Below are 16,690 nucleotides of genomic sequence, written 5' to 3' on the forward strand. Positions count from 1 at the left end.
GACAATGGACGCGATGACCTCATATGACTCGATGCCCGATGCGCCGGGGGCTGCCGAGACCAGCCTGCCCGCAGCGCTGACGGCGTTCATCGACCTCGACGCGATCGCCCACAACGTGGGTGTTGTCCGCGCGGCGGCCGGTACGGACGTGATCGCCGTGGTGAAAGCAAATGGCTACGGCCACGGTGCCGTGCCCGTGGCGCGCGCCGCGCTGGCAGCGGGTGCCGCCGAACTCGGGGTCGCCCACATCGGCGAGGCGCTGGCACTGCGCGAGGCGGGCATCGACGCGCACATCACGGCGTGGCTGCACACCAACCACGCACCGTTCGACGCCGCGATCGGCGCTGACATCGACGTCGCGCTGTCGTCGCGGCGTCAACTCGCCCTGGTTGCCGACGCCGCGCGACGTCTGGGACGAACTGCCACCGTGACCGCCAAGGTCGACACCGGTCTCAACCGCAGCGGCGTCGCCGCAGACGAATGGGCCGACTTCGCCGACGATCTCGCCAAAGCGAAGGCCGACGGGGCCGTACGGGTTCGGGCGATCATGTGTCATCTCGTACGCGGCGACGAACCCGAGCATCCGCTGAACTCGCAGCAGGCCGAACGCCTCGACGCCGCTGCCGCCGATCTCGTGCGGCTCGGAAGTCCCGCGGAGGTGATGCACATCGCCAATTCGCCTGCCGCACTGACACGTCCGGACCTGGCACGTGACCTCGTTCGGCCAGGCATTGCGCTCTACGGATGCACTCCGATTCCCGAGCGCGGCGACTTCGGGTTGGTGCCGGCGATGACGCTGCGCGCCGAGGTTGCTCTCGTCAAGAATCTTGCTGCGGGGCAGGGTGTTTCGTACAACCATCATTGGACGTCGGATCGCGACACGGTGATCGCTGTCGTTCCCGCGGGCTACGCGGACGGTGTGCCGAGATTGCTGTCCAACCAGATGCACGTGCAGGTCAACGGTCGGGGCTTCCCGCAGGTCGGTCGAGTGTGTATGGATCAGTTCGTCATCGACCTCGGACCCGACGGCGGTGGGGTCGCCGAGGGCGATGTCGTCGAATTGTTCGGCGCCGGAACGGGTGGCGCTCCCATCGCGCGTGACTGGGCCGATCAGATCGGCACCATCGACTACGAGATCATCACCGGCATCGGCGCTCGCGCGCATCGACAGTACGTCGGTGGCGCAGCCTCGGACGACAGCGCGGAGCAGCGGTGAAGCCGTACGAACGGCTGGGCCTCGTGGCGGGTCTCGGGGGTCTGGGAGCGCTCGGCGGATTGGCCGCAGCCGGTGCAGGGCGTGCGTTGTCACGCCGTCGTGTCGACTCACTCGACGATCCCTACGCGGGAATCGATTTCACCGCCATCTACTCCGACGAGCCGTCGACGGTGACCACCGACGACGGGCTGGCGCTCGCGGTGCGCACCGTCGACCTCGGGGGCATCGCACCCGGTGAGAAGCCGGAGCTGACAGTGCTGTTCGTGCACGGCTTCAGTCTTCGTATGGCGTCGTGGCACTTTCAGCGATTCGACCTCGCCGAGCACTGGGCCCAACGGCGAATCAGGTTGGTGTTCTTCGACCATCGCGGACACGGGAAGTCCGACGCCGCACCCCCCGACACCTGCACGATCGCGCAGCTCTCCGACGACGTCGCCGCCGTGATGCGGACCGTCGCACCGTCGGGACCTGTTGTGCTGTGCGGACATTCGATGGGTGGCATGTCGATCATGGCGCTCGCCCGACGCCACTCGGAGCTCTTCGGCCCCGATGGTCCGGTGGCAGGCGTCGCGCTCGTCGCCACTGCCGCACGTGGACTGACCGAGGCAGGTCTCGCGCGCGGGTTGCGCAACCCACTCGTCGACGCGTTCCGCGCCACGGTTCGTCACACCCCGCGCGTGATCCAAGCCGGTCGCGATCTCACCAGGCTGGTCCTCGAGCCGGTTCTCTTTTCCGCGAGTTTCGGACCCGACTTCCACAGCCCCGCGCTCGGGCGGGCCGTGGAGAAGATGATCCAGAACACGCCGATCTCCACCGTCGTGAGTTTCCTGAATGCGTTGGAACACCACGACGAATCGATGGGCCTGCCCGTCATCGCCGCGGTTCCGACGGCAGTTGTCTGTGGAACCGCCGACCAGATGACACCGCTGCCCAACTCGTTGCACATGTTCGGCGATCTCGGCGACGACTCCCGACTCGACATCGTCGACGGCGCGGGCCACATGGTCCTGATGGAGCAACCCGACCGGGTAACCGACGCCATCGCCGACCTCGTCGAACGGTCGCGGGCAGCACGTCCGCAGCCGCGTCGTCGTCGAATCCCGTTGTTGGGCAGGCGACGATGACCGACACCGAGAATGTCCAGACTCGTGAGCTGCCCGACGTCGCCGATACCGAGGCATTGGGAGCCGAACTCGCACATGCCCTTTCGGCGGGTGACGTCGTCATCCTCGACGGGCCGCTCGGGGCGGGTAAGACGGCACTGGCGCGCGGTATCGCCGCGGGTCTCGAAGTCGTCGGCCGGGTGTCGTCGCCGACCTTCATCATCGCTCGTGAGCACAAAGCCGGTTCGCCCGACCGCCCCGGGATGGTGCACGTCGACGCGTACCGCCTCGGTGGACTCGACGAACTCGACGCGCTCGACCTCGACACCGATCTCACCGACGCGGTGGTCGTCGTCGAATGGGGCGAGGGCGTCGCGGAGCGTCTCGCCGACCGGCACCTGCTGGTGCGTTTGCGGCGCGATCCCGACACCGATGTCCGTCACGCACAATGGAGTTGGATAGATGGATGAGATGACGGTGCTCGTCATCGACACCGCGACCGATGTGGTGGTGACCGGTGTCGGGACGGTCGACGGGAACGGCGTACGGGTTCTCGCCGACCGTGCGACTGCCGACCACCGGCGGCACGCGGAAGTGCTGACGACGCTGATGTCGGAGGCGCTCGACGAGGCAGGCGTGCGCCGCGACGGACTCGACGCTGTCGTGGTCGGTTGTGGCCCAGGGCCTTTCACGGGTCTCCGGGTCGGTATGGCGACCGGTGCCGGATTCGGTGACGCGCTCGGTCTTCCGGTGTACGGGGTGTGCTCGCTCGACGCGATCGCCGCCGATGCCGCACACCACTTTCCGGCCGGATCGTCGATGGCTGTGGTGACCGACGCGCGACGCCGCGAGGTGTACTGGGCGCGCTACCGCGATGGTGCGCGGATCAGTGGTCCCGACGTGTCGGCACCCACGGTGGTCGCAGAATCGCTTGCGGTGCAACCGGTCGACGTGGCAGCAGGCTCGCCAAGCCATCTCGAACTGTGCGGCTGGCAGGGAGAGCCGTCGCTGGTGAGTACGCCGACGGTGCGCGGCCTGCTCCTGGCAAGTGCGGGCGACGTCGTGGCGGGCGTGGCGCCGGGACCGCTCGTCCCGCTCTATCTCCGCCGCCCGGATGCCGTCGAACGAAAAGACCAGCGCGCCAAGGCGGTGACCCCGAAGTGACCACTCACGAACTGTTGATCGATCGCCTCGACTATTCGGATATCCCACGGTGCGCGATGCTCGAGCGTGAGATGTTCGTCGGCGATTCGCCCTGGCCGGCAACCGCATTCCGTGCCGAGCTCAACGCGCCGTACAACCGGTACTTCGCCGCGCGCGAGACGCCCGGTGGCGACGTCGTCGGATACGCGGGTATCTCGACGCTGGGCGGCGAGGGAAACTTCGAGTGTGAGATCCACACCATCGCCGTCGCGCCGAGTCATCGTGGACTCGGCTACGGACGCGCACTGCTCGACGTGATGCTCGACGTCGCCGACGCCGCGGATGCCCCGGTCTACCTCGAGGTCAGGAACGACAACGACACGGCGATCGCGCTGTATGAACGCAATGGCTTTGTCCGACGTGGAGTGCGCCGCAACTACTATCAGCCCTCCGGTGCCGACGCCTACACGATGGCGCGTCCCTCGGTGTCGGGGCGTGGAGGTGATCCCACATGATCGTGATGGGTGTGGAGAGTTCGTGTGACGAAACCGGAGTCGGGATCGTCGAGTGGACGCCGGGTGAGGGTGACGGGCCCGGCGAGGTGACGCTGCTTGCCGACGAGGTGGCCTCGAGTGTCGACGAGCACGCACGCTTCGGGGGAGTGGTGCCCGAGATCGCCTCGCGTGCGCACCTGGAAGCGATCGTGCCTGCCATGCAGCGAGCGCGTGAGGCTGCCGGGATCGAAAAGCCAGACGCCATCGCCGTCACCATCGGGCCGGGCCTCGCAGGCGCGCTGCTCGTCGGAGTTGCTGCGGCCAAGGCGTATTCGCTGGCGTGGGACGTACCGCTGTATGCGATGAATCATCTCGGCGGGCACGTCGCCGTCGACACACTCGAACACGGGCCGATGCCCGAATGCGTCGCACTTCTCGTCTCGGGTGGCCACACCCATCTCCTGCACGTCACCGATCTCGCCGACCCCATCGTCGAACTCGGCACCACCGTCGATGATGCCGCCGGCGAAGCCTTCGACAAGGTGGCGCGTCTGCTCGACCTCGGCTTCCCGGGCGGTCCGGCACTGGACAAGGCTGCGGCGCAGGGAGATCCGCACGCGATCGAGTTCCCACGTGGCATGACCGGGCCGCGCGATTCGCGCTATGACTTCTCCTTCTCCGGCGTCAAGACCGCGGTCGCTCGGTACGTGGAGAAATGCCGTCGCGATGGCGTCGACGTCCCGGTCGCCGATATCGCGGCATCGTTTCAGGAAGCCGTGGCAGACGTGTTGACGCTCAAGGCAGTTCGCGCGTGCACGGATCTCGGCGTCGATACCCTGGTGCTCGGCGGCGGCGCGACCGCCAACTCTCGGATTCGGTCGCTGGCGCAAGAACGTTGTGCCGCAGCCGGAATCACGCTGCGCGTGCCCAAGCCTCGCCTGTGCACAGACAACGGCGTCATGATCGCCACGCTGGGAGCGCACGTCATCGCGGGTGGCGCGCAACCCTCACCGCTGACGGTTGCCACCGATCCGGGGCTGAGTGTGCAGGTGTCGCAAGAGCGCTGATCAGCCCTCGCGTAACAGTTGCGGGCACCCGTCCGTGAGCGACGCGAGAGTCTCGCGCTGCGTCGGGCGTGCCTGCGCATATCGCTGTTCGCCGGAGGCGGTCAGAGTGGCGAAAACCGAGCGTCGGTCCGAGGCGCACATCGTGCGGACGACCAGCCCGTCCTTCTCCAGTCTTCCGACGACCCGGGAGAGAGCGCTCTGGCTCAGATGCACTCCGCCTGCGAGCTCGCTCATCCGCGCTTGATGGTCGTCGGACTCTGCGAGCAACTCGAGCACCTCGAACTCGCTCGATGACAGGCCGTGCTTGGCCTGCAGCTCACGGTCGAGACTGCACAGGACCTTGTTGTATCGGATCGACAGATCCCGCCACGCGGCAGCCAACTGGTCCTGAGAAGTCACCGCCTTGGTCATGCCCCGCATCCTACCCTGCAACTGCAATATATGCTCGGACAAAAGATGTGATGACAATTAATGTATACGCATTGAATGCATGTGCATATAGTTGCTCGCATGGCACACAACACACGAGACGTGGTCATCGCGCACCGGTCCGATTCGTCGAGCGTCGACGATCGGGCACACGACACCGATCGGGCGGCGCCCGAGCCATCGTCGAACCTGCACATCACCGCTCTCCACATCACTTCCGCGACGGGGTGGACCGGAAGGGTATGGCTGCTCCTTGTGGTTCTGGCGGGAGCGCTCTTCCTCGACGGCCTCGACATCTCGATGGTCGGAGTCGCACTGCCGTCGATCGGCGAGGACCTCCACATGGGTCAGTCGCAGTTGCAGTGGATCGTGAGCGGATACGTCCTGGGATACGGCGGTCTGCTGTTGCTGGGCGGGCGTGCAAGTGATCTGTTCGGCCGCCGCAGGGTGTTCCTGGTGGCACTGGGGGTGTTCGGCGTCGCCTCTGTCGCGAGCGCCGTCGTCGACATCAATGCGGTCATCATCGCTCTGCGCTTCATCAAGGGGATCGCCGCAGCGTTCACCGTGCCCGCCGGCTTGTCGATCATCACGACGACGTTCGCCGAGGGGCCTGCACGCAACAAGGCTTTCAGTATCTACACCGTGTGCGGAGCGAGTGGCTTCTCGCTCGGTCTGGTCTTCGGCGGACTCCTGACCGAACTCTCCTGGCGCGCAACGCTTCTGTTTCCTGGGCCCGTCGCGCTTGCATTGCTCTTCGCGGGGCTGCGCGTGATCCCGACAGCGCCACGCACACCCATGCACTGGCGACAGTTCGACGCATTGGGCGCTCTGACGAGCACCGGTGCACTGCTGCTGCTCGTCTTCGCGGTCGTGCGCGCTCCCGAGGTCGGGTGGACCGCACCGGTCACGATCGCGAGTTTCGCCGCGTCGGCAATCCTGGGTGTCGCGTTCGTCGCCGTTGAGTTCCGTCACCGACACCCGCTGGTGCGTCCGGGAATCCTGCGGTCGGCGTTGCTGGTCCACGCGAACCTCTCCGGTGCGCTGATGTTCGGCGGTTACGTCGCGTTCCAGTTCGTCGTGACGCTCTACCTACAGGACTCGTTGGGTTGGTCGCCGCTGGGAATGGCGCTCGCCTTTCTGCCGGCAGGCGTGATCGTCGTCGCGAGCGCGACACGGATGGATCGCGTCCTCGACAGGGTTCCGACGCCACTTCTGCTGGTGGCCGGTTTCGCGTCGTTCCTCGGTGGTTACCTGTGGTTCTCCCGTGTCCAGCCGGGGATGTCCTACGCCGAGTTCCTGCTGCCGACCATCATTCTGTTGGGCGTCGGGTTTGCGCTGACCTTCCCGTCGATCAATTCACAGGGCACCGCGGGCGTCGCCGACGACGAGCAGGGCCTGGCCTCCGGCCTGGTCAACACCAGCGTTCAGGTCGGCGGCGCGGTGATGCTCGCGATCATCACCGCAATTCTGGCCAGTTCGGGCGTCACCCAGCAGCACGGTCAGTTGTTGGGCGGTATGTCGACGGCGATCTGGGTGGTCAGTGCCCTCGCGGTCGTCGGATTGTTCGGAGCGCTCGTTGCATCGTGGTGGTCGCGACGCCTCCCGGTCGGTGTGTGAGCTGTGTAGGGGAGCGACGTTTGCACCCGTGCCCCTTGAGTACTGGCACTCTCACGTATAGAGTGCCAGTAGGCACTGAAAGTGAACCTCGGCCACCCGCGACGACGAGGTTTCGTGCAGGGCCCGCAAACACATACATCGTTTCTCAGATGAGAAAGTTGAGGACTCACATCGTGGCGAGCGTGAACATCAAGCCGCTTGAGGACAAGATCCTGGTGCAGGCTGTGGAGGCCGAGACGACCACCGCATCCGGTCTGGTCATCCCGGATACCGCCAAGGAGAAGCCCCAGGAGGGCACCGTCATCGCCGTCGGCGAAGGGCGTGTCACCGAGCAGGGCAACCGCGTCCCTGTCGACGTCAAAGAAGGCGACACCGTCATCTACAGCAAGTACGGCGGCACCGAAATCAAGTATGCCGGCGAGGAGTACCTGATCCTCTCGTCCCGCGACGTGCTCGCGGTGATCGGCAAGTAAGACCCCACGGAGCAACGTGTGGTCGTTCCGCCCCGGGGTCTGTACGCAGACCCCGGGGCGGACTACGTTGTGCCCCCATTCATTTCCCAGTAGAAGGCACTCAAGAAGGAAATCATGGCCAAACAGATCGAATTCGACGAGAAGGCCCGCCGCTCACTCGAGCGCGGTATCGATCAGCTCGCTGACACGGTCAAGGTGACACTCGGCCCGCGTGGGCGACATGTGGTGCTGTCCAAGGCGTTCGGTGGACCGTCGGTCACCAACGACGGCGTGACGATCGCACGCGACATCGAACTCGAGGACCCGTTCGAGAACATGGGCGCTCAGTTGGTGAAGTCGGTCGCCACCAAGACGAACGACGTCGCAGGCGACGGCACGACCACCGCGACCGTTCTCGCGCAGGCAATCGTCAGCGAAGGACTGCGCAACGTCGCAGCGGGTGCGAGCCCCGTCTCGCTCGGTGCGGGTATCTCCAAGGCCGCCGACGCGATCAACGACGAACTCGTCCGCGTCGCAACGCCCGTCGAGGGTGAGAAGGCGATCGCCCAGGTCGCGACCGTCAGCTCGCGCGACCCCGAGGTCGGCGAGATGGTCGGCAAGGCGATGGCGACGGTCGGCACCGACGGCGTCGTCACCGTCGAAGAAGGATCGGGACTGCACACCGAACTGGTCGTCACCGAGGGCGTGCAGTTCGACAAGGGCTACCTCTCGCCCTACTTCATGACCGATCCCGACAGCCAGGAAGCGGTCCTCGAGGACGCCTACGTGCTCCTCTACCGCGAGAAGATCAGCTCGCTGCCCGATTTCCTCCCGTTGCTGGAGAAGGTCGCGCAGTCGGGCCGGTCGCTGCTGATCGTCGCCGAAGACGTTGAGGGCGAGCCGCTCTCGACGCTGGTGGTCAACTCGATCCGCAAGACCATCAAGGCCGTCGCGGTCAAGGCGCCGTTCTTCGGTGATCGTCGCAAGGCGTTCCTCGACGACCTCGCCGTCGTCACCGGTGGCACCGTGATCTCGACCGACATCGGACTCTCGCTGTCGACGACCGAGCTCGATCAGCTCGGCACTGTGCGTCGCGCTGTCGTCACCAAGGACACCACCACCCTCGTCGAGGGTGGCGGTTCGAAGGAGGCCGTCGCCGCACGTGCCGACCAGATCCGACGCGAGATCGACAACAGCGACTCCGACTGGGATCGCGAGAAGCTCGCCGAGCGGTTGGCGAAGCTCTCCGGCGGCATCGCCGTGATCCGCGTCGGCGCGCCGACCGAGACAGCACTCAAGGAGCGCAAGCACCGCGTCGAGGATGCGGTCGCCGCAGCCAAGGCCGCTGTCGAGGAGGGCATCATCCCCGGTGGTGGGTCTGCGCTCGTGCAGGCGTCGAAGGTCCTCGACTCTCTCGCAGAGGGACTCGGCCAGGACGAGGCGCTGGGTGTGCGGGTCGTTCGCGACGCCGTGCGGTCGCCGCTGTACTGGATCGCCAGCAACGCGGGCGTCGACGGTGCCGTGGTTGTCGACAAGGTCGCACGCCAGGAGACCGGTCACGGCTTCAACGCCGCGACGCTCTCGTACGGTGATCTGCTCGCAGACGGCATCATCGACCCGGTCAAGGTGACGAGGTCGGCGGTCGTGAATGCGGCGTCGGCGTCGCGGATGGTGCTGACCACGGAGGCCGCAGTTGCCGACGAGCCGGCCGGTGCGGCCGCTGATCACGGTCACGGACACGCGCACTGACCGATCGGCGCTCGCGGTCTGACGTCTGACGTCTGACCGCACGTGACACGAAGAAAGCCCGGGCCGACCACGATGGTCGGCCCGGGCTTCTTTGCGTTGTTATGGCCTGCTGAGTGTTCTCAATGGCCTGTTGCGCTGTGTGAGTGCTCGGTCAGCTCGCGATACGTCGTCCGACGCCGCGCTTCATCAGCATGCTGCGCTCGGACTCCGACAGTCCGCCCCAGATCCCGTAGGGCTCGGCGACCGCGAGAGCGTGCTCACGGCAATGTGCAATCACCGGGCACTGGTGGCACATTTCTTTCGCGCGACGTTCGCGCTGGGCACGTGCCCGTCCCCGCTCGCCGTCGGGATGAAAGAACATCGAGGAGTCGACGCCGCGGCATAGGCCTTGCATTTGCCAATCCCAGATATCGGCATTAGGTCCGGGGAGATGATTTGGCTGAGGCATGGCACGAACTCCTTTGATTCTCGAGGTACCGCTGCACTGCTCCACCGACCGCGAGATCGGCGGAACCACACTGGCGCATCGCCGCTATCGGCTGTGCATCGCAAACACTAGGCGGACGGCGGAAACAGCGTCAATAGTGCCTCTCGAGGACAAGATCGTTCAAAAAATTCCATCGTTGTTAACGAAATGTTGTGTGGTCGGCATCGGCTAGCACAGGCTGCCCCTGCCACCTGCAGAGACCCTTGTGGCAACCCCTCAAGGGGTCGTGAACTGCGCAGATGCGGATTGATTTCACTCTGGACCAGCGGAAGTACGATCGTAGGCGCCCGCGAGGCCGAGAACGCCGGGTAACACGGAGGAAATGTTCTCATCATGCGTACGTGACGTTGGCGTCGAATTAAAGAATTGTGACGGCAGGTTAAATTCAGGAAAACGGAGACAATGGAAGTGATGTGGACCACGGGATTGTGTTGAATTCGCTGCGAAATCAATGGTGGGAGGCCGTCGAACGCGGAGGGCTCGGCGACGGGGCTGCGGCGCTGACCATGCTCGACCGACTCCGTGAGCGCGCCAGAACGGTCGACGCCTGTGAGGTGATCTCACTGGCATGGAGTACCACGGCGTCGCTACACCGACAGTCGGGTCGACATGACCTCGCCCTCGGGTTCGACGCCGCGGCGCTCGCCGCACTGGACGATCCTTTCGGCTCCGCAGATCCCTGGGTTCGCGTTGCCGCGCACGACGCCGTCGTCGGGCTCGCCGCCGACAACCTCGGGCTGTTCCGATTCCCGGCGTCGGGTCGGCTACTCGCACGGGCTCGAGAGCTATACGGCGGCCGCGACGTCGTAGATGCGGACGCCGACGCGTGGTCGAGATTTGTCACCGATGTTCGCCCGCGCGTGCGAGAGCGTTGGGTCGGTGCTGAGCTGGCCATTTACACCGGAGACGCCGATCAGGCGCGTCGTCTCATCGGTGAGGCCCAGAAAATGATGGGCTCGGAGTCGTCGGACCATGAGCGTCATCACATCAAGACAGACCTCATTGCCGCGGCGTCGGCGAGCGATACATCCGACGCTGCTGCAGTTGCGCAGGCATGTCTGCGTCGAGCGCGCGCGGGCGGATTTGTGCCGCTGACCTGGGCATCGTTGTCTTTGCTGCAGGGCCTTGGCGACACGTCGTATACGACGATTGCAGCCATCGCCGCGTCGCATGACATGCTTGTGGATCGGGGGATGCCTTTCGCTGGCCGCTCGTAGATCCATCACGACCCGATTGATCAGGCAACACAAACGTGTAACACGGGAATCTCAACTGACGATGAAACTGACAGGTGTTGAGTTAGACGAAGCCGTCCGCGCAGCCGCGTCGGGCGACCGGGTCGCACTCACGTCAGTCCTCGAAAGTGTGCAGGAACCGATCGTGCGCTACTGCCGAGGGCGAATCGGTGTCGGAGAACGCCATTTGTTCTCCGCTGACGACGTGGCGCAGGAGGCCCTTATGGCTGTCATGACCGCGCTGCCCCGGTATCAAGACCAGGGGCGACCGTTCATGGCCTTTGTGTACGGCATTGCCTCGCACAAGGTGGCTGACGCCATGCGCGTCGCCGGTCGCGTGAAAGCCGACCCCGTCGAGCAGCTCCCCGAGGTCGTCCAGGTCACTGGGGGACCGGAGCAGAGCGCACTCGACGCCGACGCCAGCCGAGAGATGAAGGCACTTCTCGCGTTGATTCCGGAGAAGCAACGCGAAGTACTCATCCTGCGTCTGGTCGTCGGACTGTCGGCTGAAGAGACCGCAGAAGCCGTGGGGAGCACCCCCGGCGCGGTCCGCGTCGCGCAACACCGAGCATTGGCCAAGTTGAAGGAACAGCTGAGAAAGGCGGGAGGGCATGATGAACGACGAGCATGAGTCGCATCGTGGTCGCTCCGTGCCGGGTCGGCGGCAGTCGGGGGGCATGCACGACACCGGAACAGGTGCGTACAGATTTCCGACAGGGGAGTGGGCGACTCCCGACGACACACCCGTGGATATCTCCGCGGTTGCGTTCGACGACGCGTTCATCGACGCGCTGTCGCACGACGTACCGACGCCGACACGCGATGACGCCGAGTACGAGCTCGCGGGACTGCTCTCCGCGTGGCGCCATGAGTCGCTCGCCGATCCGCTGCCACTCGGCCCGACCGTCTCCGACGTCGAGAACGCCATCGCCGCGGAACATCCGCGCGCTCGGACCCGCACCATCGTGCGTACGCTCCGCATTGTCGCCGGTGCCGCCGCGGTTGCGATCGTTGCCGTTGCCGGGCTCACGGTGATGTCGCAGGGTTCCGAACCCGGCGACCCACTGTGGAACGTCAAGAAGGTCGTCTTCGCGCAGGCCGCATCGGAAACGCAAGCTGCATACGACGTGCGGTCGAACCTCGAGAAGGCCGAGGCCGAACTCGCCGCGGGCAACACTCCTGCCGCCGAATCGTTGATCTCCCAGGCGGAGAACTCGATGGGACCGGTCCGGGATTCCGATACCCGCTCACACATGGACGAGTGGATCGGACGGCTTCGAGCCGACACCGGGACCACAGCGCGCAGCGGTGCCTCGGCGACCTCACCGAACGGCGGAAACCCCGACACCTCACAGGCACGAACGTCTGAACCGCAACAGCCGACCGACCGCCTCACGAGTCAGACAAAGCCTGAGACGACGCCGCCCAGCACGACGCCGCCGACCAGCGAGACGCCGACGACCACGACAAAGCCGCCGACGACCACCACCACGACCACCACGACGGCGGCCAACGAAGGACCGTCGAGTAGCTGGCCCCCATCGAGCTGAGTGTCGCGCTCTAGCTGAATGTCGCCCTTTAGTTGAATGTCACCGTCTAGCTGAAGTCACCGTCGAGTGATCGGCTGTCAGTCAGACGGAGTAGGACCTTCCTTAATAGACAAGCCACGAGTTCCGCAGTCGCGGGGCTCGTGGCTTGTTGTGTGGTGTCGCCGACTACGCCGGGCAGAAGATCTAGAGGCCCCGACGTTCGTCGATACGGTCAGCGCTAGTTGTCGAGATGGTGATGCGCGTCGGCATAGCCGCGGCAGTAGTCCCACGTCACATAGGCGTCGGGACGCGGATCGACGGCAGGCTCGTGCGGCCGCACGGTCCCATCGATCAACAGTTGAAGTAGGTTGGCGCGCAGCATGTCCCAGTCGTGGTAGTGGTCTTCCTGGCAGTCGTCGCAGACCACGACGAGCCCACGAATCCCCCGATGTGCCAGCAACGCCTCATAGACGGCGAGGTCGGCCAGATCCTCCTCGACCGCGAGCCGCTCGCTCTCATCCAAAGGGATGCCAGGCTCCATCGAATCCAGCATCGAAGCCGGATCGCTGGGGTCGTCGGCGAACGGGTCTGGTGGAAGGCCCGGTGGGAGATGATCACGCACGACTCCACCGTAACCGATTGCAGCGCATGGCTGCCGCATCGCTCCACAGATTGTTTTTGCGCGGCTCGTGGCTGCGCCTCTCGCCCCGTTCTTCCTCCTCATCGCATCGTCGCTTCGCTCCTTGTTGTTTGCGCGGCTCGTGGCTGCGCCTTGTGCCCCGTTCTTCCTCCTCATCGCATCGTCGCTTCGCTCCTCGCTCTTCGTCGTGCAGAACGGGGCGGCGCAGCCACGAGCCGACGCCCTCGCTCTTCGTCGTGCAGAACGGGGCGGCGCATCCACGTGCCGACGCGATCGCTTCGCTGCGGGCGAAATCAGCGGCGTCCCATTACCAGATAGAATGGACGAATGACGCAGGTTCGCACCGGAGGAGACGACCCCGGCAAGGTCGCAATGCTCGGACTGACGTTTGACGACGTCCTCTTGTTGCCCTCGGCATCGGATGTGATTCCCAGTGAGGTCGACACATCCACGCGGGTGACCAAGGAGATCACGCTCCGCGTGCCTCTCGTCAGTTCGGCGATGGACACCGTCACCGAGTCGCGCATGGCCATCGCCATGGCGCGCGCGGGCGGCATGGGCGTCCTTCACCGCAACTTGTCGATCGAGGCCCAGGCCGGCCAGGTGGAGACGGTCAAGCGCTCCGAGGCGGGCATGGTGACCGATCCGGTGACCTGTTCGCCGAGCAACACCCTCGCCGAGGTCGACGCCATGTGTGCCCGGTACCGCATCTCCGGCCTGCCGGTCGTCGACGATCGCGGCGAACTCGTCGGCATCATCACCAACCGCGACATGCGCTTCGAGGTCGACCAGGACCGCCCGGTCTCCGAGGTGATGACCAAGGCGCCGCTCATCACCGCGCAGGAGGGCGTGTCCGCCGAGGCCGCGCTGGGCCTCCTGCGTCGCAACAAGGTCGAGAAGCTGCCGATCGTCGACGGCAACGGCAAGCTCACCGGCCTCATCACGGTCAAGGACTTCGTCAAGACCGAGCAGCACCCGCTCGCCACCAAGGATTCCGACGGTCGACTGCTCGTCGGTGCGGCCGTGGGAACCGGCGACCCGCAGTGGGAACGCGCGATGGCGCTCTCCGACGCCGGCGCCGATGTGATCATCGTCGACACCGCCCACGCGCATAACCGGCTGGTGCTCGAGATGGTCGCCAAGCTCAAGGCCGAGATCGGCGATCGCGTGCAGATCGTCGGCGGCAACGTCGCAACCCGTGAGGCCGCACAGGCACTCGTCGACGCGGGCGCCGACGCCGTCAAGGTCGGTGTCGGTCCCGGCTCGATCTGCACGACCCGCGTCGTCGCAGGTGTCGGTGCCCCGCAGATCACCGCCATCCTCGAAGCCGTCGCCGTATGCAACAAGGCAGGCGTTCCGGTCATCGCCGACGGTGGCGTGCAGTACTCCGGCGACATCGCCAAGGCACTCGCGGCGGGCGCGTCGACCGTCATGCTCGGTTCGCTCCTCGCGGGCACCGCAGAGGCTCCCGGCGACCTGATCCTGGTCAACGGCAAGCAGTTCAAGAGCTACCGAGGCATGGGATCGCTCGGCGCCATGCAGGGTCGTGGACAGGCCAAGTCGTACTCCAAGGACCGCTACTTCCAAGACGACGTGCTCGCCGAGGAGAAGCTGGTCCCCGAGGGCATCGAAGGACGGGTGCCCTACCGCGGGCCACTCGGCCAGGTGGTCCACCAGCTCGTCGGAGGGCTTCGCGCGTCGATGGGGTACACCGGATCGTCGACCATCGATCACCTGCAGGGTGCACGGTTCGTGCAGATCACCGCGGCGGGCCTCAAGGAGTCGCATCCGCACGACATCACACTGACCGCCGAGGCGCCGAACTACTATTCCCGCTGAACGTTGTCGTGGTCGTTGCGATCACGACGCCGCACAGTCGAATAGCAGTCCATCAAACCCCCTAGAGAGGCGCAACGGTGCGTGACCTGACCGATATCGGCATGGGCAGAACCGCCCGTCGAACATACGAACTCGACGACATCAGCATCGTCCCGTCACGACGGACTCGCTCGTCGAAAGAGGTGTCGACGGCCTGGCAGATCGACGCGTATCGATTCGACTCGCCGATCCTGAGCCATCCCACCGACGCGCTCGTCTCCCCCCAGATGGCGGTGACGCTCGGAAAGCTCGGCTCCCTCGGCGCGATCAACGGCGAGGGCCTCTGGGCGCGTCACCGCGACGTCGAGGGGAAGATCGCACAACTCGTCGACATCGCGCTCAACGATCCGGATCCGTCCGCGCCCGTGCGCTTTCTGCAGGAACTGCATCGCGCCCCGATCGATACCGATCTGCTCGGCGAAGCAGTGAGCTTTGTGCGCGACGCAGGCGTGACGACCGCCGTCCGGGTGAGCCGGCAACACGCGCCGGAACTGACGCCTGCTCTCCTCGCAGCCGGGGTGGAGATCCTGGTCGTACACGGCACGATCATCTCCGCCGAGCACGTCGTCCGGGGCGAAGAAGAACCACTCAATCTCAAGACGTTCATCGCCGAACTCGACATCCCGGTGATCGCGGGCGGCGTGCACGACCACCGGACAGCGCTTCACCTGATGCGGACCGGCGCTGCCGGCGTGATCGTCGGATACGGCTCCGCCGAAGGAGCGACGACGACGTCGGAGGTGCTCGGTATCGGCGTTCCGATGGCCACCGCCATCGCCGACGCCGCGGCGGCACGTCGGGAATACCTCGACGAGACCGGTGGACGCTACGTTCACGTCATCGCCGACGGCGACATCCACACCTCGGGCGATCTCGCCAAGGCGATCGCCTGTGGAGCCGACGCCGCGGTGCTCGGCACTCCGTTGGCCGCAGCAGCCGAAGCCCCAGGGCATGGCTGGTACTGGCCGTCGGCCGCAGCGCATCCCGACACTCCGCGCGGCGCACTGCTGCGCGTCGCGACCGACGAGGGCCGACCGAGCCTCGAGACCGTGCTCAACGGACCGTCCGACGACCCCTTCGGAGAGCTGAATCTCGTTGGCGCGCTGCGTCGTTCCATGGCGAAGGCAGGCTACTCCGATCTCAAGGAGTTCCAGAAGGTAGGGCTGTCGGTCCGCGCGTGAGGCCGCACCCGCCCATCAGGTGAGACCACCGTCACGTCATGTGACAACGAGCGTTAGAATGGTTGGCTATGGCAGCCCACCATGGTTTCGACAAGCTCAACCAGCGCAAGAACAAGCTCAACCAGCGCGAGAACAAGCTCAACCAGCGCGAGAACAAGCTCAACCAGCGCGAAAACAAGTCTGACTTCGACGTGCTCATCGTCGGTTCCGGTTTCGGCGGCAGCGTCAGTGCGCTGCGCCTCGTCGAGAAGGGGTACCGCGTCGGGGTGATCGAAGCCGGACGTCGGTTCGAAGACCACGAGTTCGCGAAGACGAGTTGGCGTCTGCACAAGTGGCTGTGGGCGCCGAAGCTCGGGCTGTACGGGATTCAGCGCATTCACGCACTCAAAGACGGGGGCTGGTGCACGAGTAGGTGACATCTGATCTGGCTTGCCCTGCCGGGCGGCCTGGAAGGATGCCAGCTGTGCCCA

At 65.5% G+C, this 16,690-nt stretch carries 17 protein-coding genes and 1 pseudogene; 15 read left to right on the plus strand and 3 right to left on the minus strand.

The window, feature by feature from the left end; genetic code table 11:
- The first annotated feature begins 13 nt into the window (after nt 1-13).
- Genes alr through tsaD form a run of 6 tightly spaced genes read left to right on the plus strand, consistent with a single transcriptional unit; the run spans nt 14 to nt 5,023 of the window.
- Complete coding sequence (alr, locus tag A5766_RS21160; RefSeq protein WP_082946550.1) at nt 14-1,216, plus strand: alanine racemase; 1,203 nt, start codon at nt 14-16, stop codon at nt 1,214-1,216.
- Nucleotides 1,213-2,340: an alpha/beta fold hydrolase gene (locus A5766_RS21165; RefSeq protein ID WP_005207933.1), complete on the plus strand. Its 1,128-nt coding sequence runs from the start codon at nt 1,213-1,215 to the stop codon at nt 2,338-2,340. The genes alr and A5766_RS21165 overlap by 4 nt, the downstream gene beginning before the upstream one ends.
- Nucleotides 2,337-2,789, plus strand: coding sequence for a tRNA (adenosine(37)-N6)-threonylcarbamoyltransferase complex ATPase subunit type 1 TsaE (gene tsaE / locus A5766_RS21170; protein WP_064865503.1), 453 nt, complete (start codon nt 2,337-2,339; stop codon nt 2,787-2,789). The genes A5766_RS21165 and tsaE overlap by 4 nt, the downstream gene beginning before the upstream one ends.
- A complete protein-coding gene (gene tsaB / locus A5766_RS21175; protein WP_064865506.1) occupies nt 2,782-3,483 on the plus strand; it encodes a tRNA (adenosine(37)-N6)-threonylcarbamoyltransferase complex dimerization subunit type 1 TsaB in 702 nt (233 codons plus the stop codon). Before tsaE ends, tsaB begins: the two co-directional genes overlap by 8 nt.
- A complete protein-coding gene (rimI, locus tag A5766_RS21180; protein WP_064906272.1) occupies nt 3,480-3,977 on the plus strand; it encodes a ribosomal protein S18-alanine N-acetyltransferase in 498 nt (165 codons plus the stop codon). Before tsaB ends, rimI begins: the two co-directional genes overlap by 4 nt.
- Nucleotides 3,974-5,023 carry a tRNA (adenosine(37)-N6)-threonylcarbamoyltransferase complex transferase subunit TsaD gene (gene tsaD, locus A5766_RS21185; RefSeq protein ID WP_005207929.1) on the plus strand — a complete coding sequence of 350 codons (1,050 nt, stop codon included), beginning with the start codon at nt 3,974-3,976 and terminating at the stop codon, nt 5,021-5,023. Before rimI ends, tsaD begins: the two co-directional genes overlap by 4 nt.
- On the opposite strand, the gene A5766_RS21190 is transcribed toward tsaD, so the two are convergent.
- The gene (locus A5766_RS21190) at nt 5,024-5,434 is read right to left on the minus strand and encodes a MarR family winged helix-turn-helix transcriptional regulator (protein WP_005207928.1); all 411 of its coding nucleotides are present in this window, start codon (nt 5,432-5,434) and stop codon (nt 5,024-5,026) included. It abuts the gene before it with no gap.
- A 99-nt stretch (nt 5,435-5,533) separates the two neighbouring features.
- On the opposite strand from A5766_RS21190, the gene A5766_RS21195 reads away from it, so the two are divergent.
- From A5766_RS21195 to groL, 3 genes are all read left to right on the plus strand, one after another.
- On the plus strand, nt 5,534-7,069 hold the full coding sequence (locus tag A5766_RS21195) for an MFS transporter (RefSeq protein WP_231894760.1): 1,536 nt from the start codon (nt 5,534-5,536) through the stop codon (nt 7,067-7,069).
- Between the two features lie 173 nt (nt 7,070-7,242).
- Entirely contained in the window at nt 7,243-7,542 is a 300-nt protein-coding gene (gene groES, locus A5766_RS21200) for a co-chaperone GroES (RefSeq protein WP_005174150.1), read from the plus strand.
- Nucleotides 7,543-7,656: 114 nt separating this feature from the next.
- A complete protein-coding gene (groL, locus tag A5766_RS21205; protein ID WP_064906276.1) occupies nt 7,657-9,270 on the plus strand; it encodes a chaperonin GroEL in 1,614 nt (537 codons plus the stop codon).
- Nucleotides 9,271-9,421: 151 nt separating this feature from the next.
- Here groL and A5766_RS21210 read toward each other — a convergent pair whose 3' ends face one another.
- Complete coding sequence (locus A5766_RS21210; RefSeq protein ID WP_005174148.1) at nt 9,422-9,718, minus strand: WhiB family transcriptional regulator; 297 nt, start codon at nt 9,716-9,718, stop codon at nt 9,422-9,424.
- 452 nt (nt 9,719-10,170) lie between these two features.
- Here A5766_RS21210 and A5766_RS21215 point away from each other — a divergent pair, with 452 nt between their 5' ends.
- The 3 genes from A5766_RS21215 to A5766_RS21225 all read left to right on the plus strand — a co-directional run bounded on the left by A5766_RS21215 (nt 10,171) and on the right by A5766_RS21225 (nt 12,542).
- The gene (locus A5766_RS21215; RefSeq protein WP_082965592.1) at nt 10,171-10,974 is read left to right on the plus strand and encodes a hypothetical protein; all 804 of its coding nucleotides are present in this window, start codon (nt 10,171-10,173) and stop codon (nt 10,972-10,974) included.
- A gap of 61 nt (nt 10,975-11,035) precedes the next feature.
- Nucleotides 11,036-11,623 (plus strand): sigma-70 family RNA polymerase sigma factor, encoded by a 588-nt coding sequence (locus tag A5766_RS21220; RefSeq protein ID WP_005207924.1) that lies wholly within the window; start codon nt 11,036-11,038, stop codon nt 11,621-11,623.
- Nucleotides 11,607-12,542: an anti-sigma-D factor RsdA gene (locus tag A5766_RS21225; RefSeq protein WP_082965593.1), complete on the plus strand. Its 936-nt coding sequence runs from the start codon at nt 11,607-11,609 to the stop codon at nt 12,540-12,542. Before A5766_RS21220 ends, A5766_RS21225 begins: the two co-directional genes overlap by 17 nt.
- A 217-nt stretch (nt 12,543-12,759) precedes the next feature.
- On the opposite strand, the gene A5766_RS21230 is transcribed toward A5766_RS21225, so the two are convergent.
- A complete protein-coding gene (locus A5766_RS21230; RefSeq protein ID WP_064865515.1) occupies nt 12,760-13,143 on the minus strand; it encodes a DUF5319 domain-containing protein in 384 nt (127 codons plus the stop codon).
- Between the two features lie 345 nt (nt 13,144-13,488).
- Here A5766_RS21230 and guaB point away from each other — a divergent pair, with 345 nt between their 5' ends.
- The 3 genes and pseudogenes from guaB to A5766_RS25205 form a co-directional block, all read left to right on the plus strand.
- Complete coding sequence (gene guaB, locus A5766_RS21235; RefSeq protein WP_049699606.1) at nt 13,489-15,000, plus strand: IMP dehydrogenase; 1,512 nt, start codon at nt 13,489-13,491, stop codon at nt 14,998-15,000.
- A gap of 77 nt (nt 15,001-15,077) precedes the next feature.
- Nucleotides 15,078-16,220, plus strand: coding sequence for a GuaB3 family IMP dehydrogenase-related protein (locus A5766_RS21240; RefSeq protein WP_064906278.1), 1,143 nt, complete (start codon nt 15,078-15,080; stop codon nt 16,218-16,220).
- Between the two features lie 68 nt (nt 16,221-16,288).
- Nucleotides 16,289-16,612, plus strand: a pseudogene (locus A5766_RS25205) (NAD(P)-binding protein); the annotation flags it as partial.
- Nucleotides 16,613-16,690 lie beyond the last annotated feature (78 nt).

Source organism: Gordonia sp. 852002-51296_SCH5728562-b (genome assembly GCF_001665475.1).
GTDB lineage: Bacteria > Actinomycetota > Actinomycetes > Mycobacteriales > Mycobacteriaceae > Gordonia > Gordonia sputi.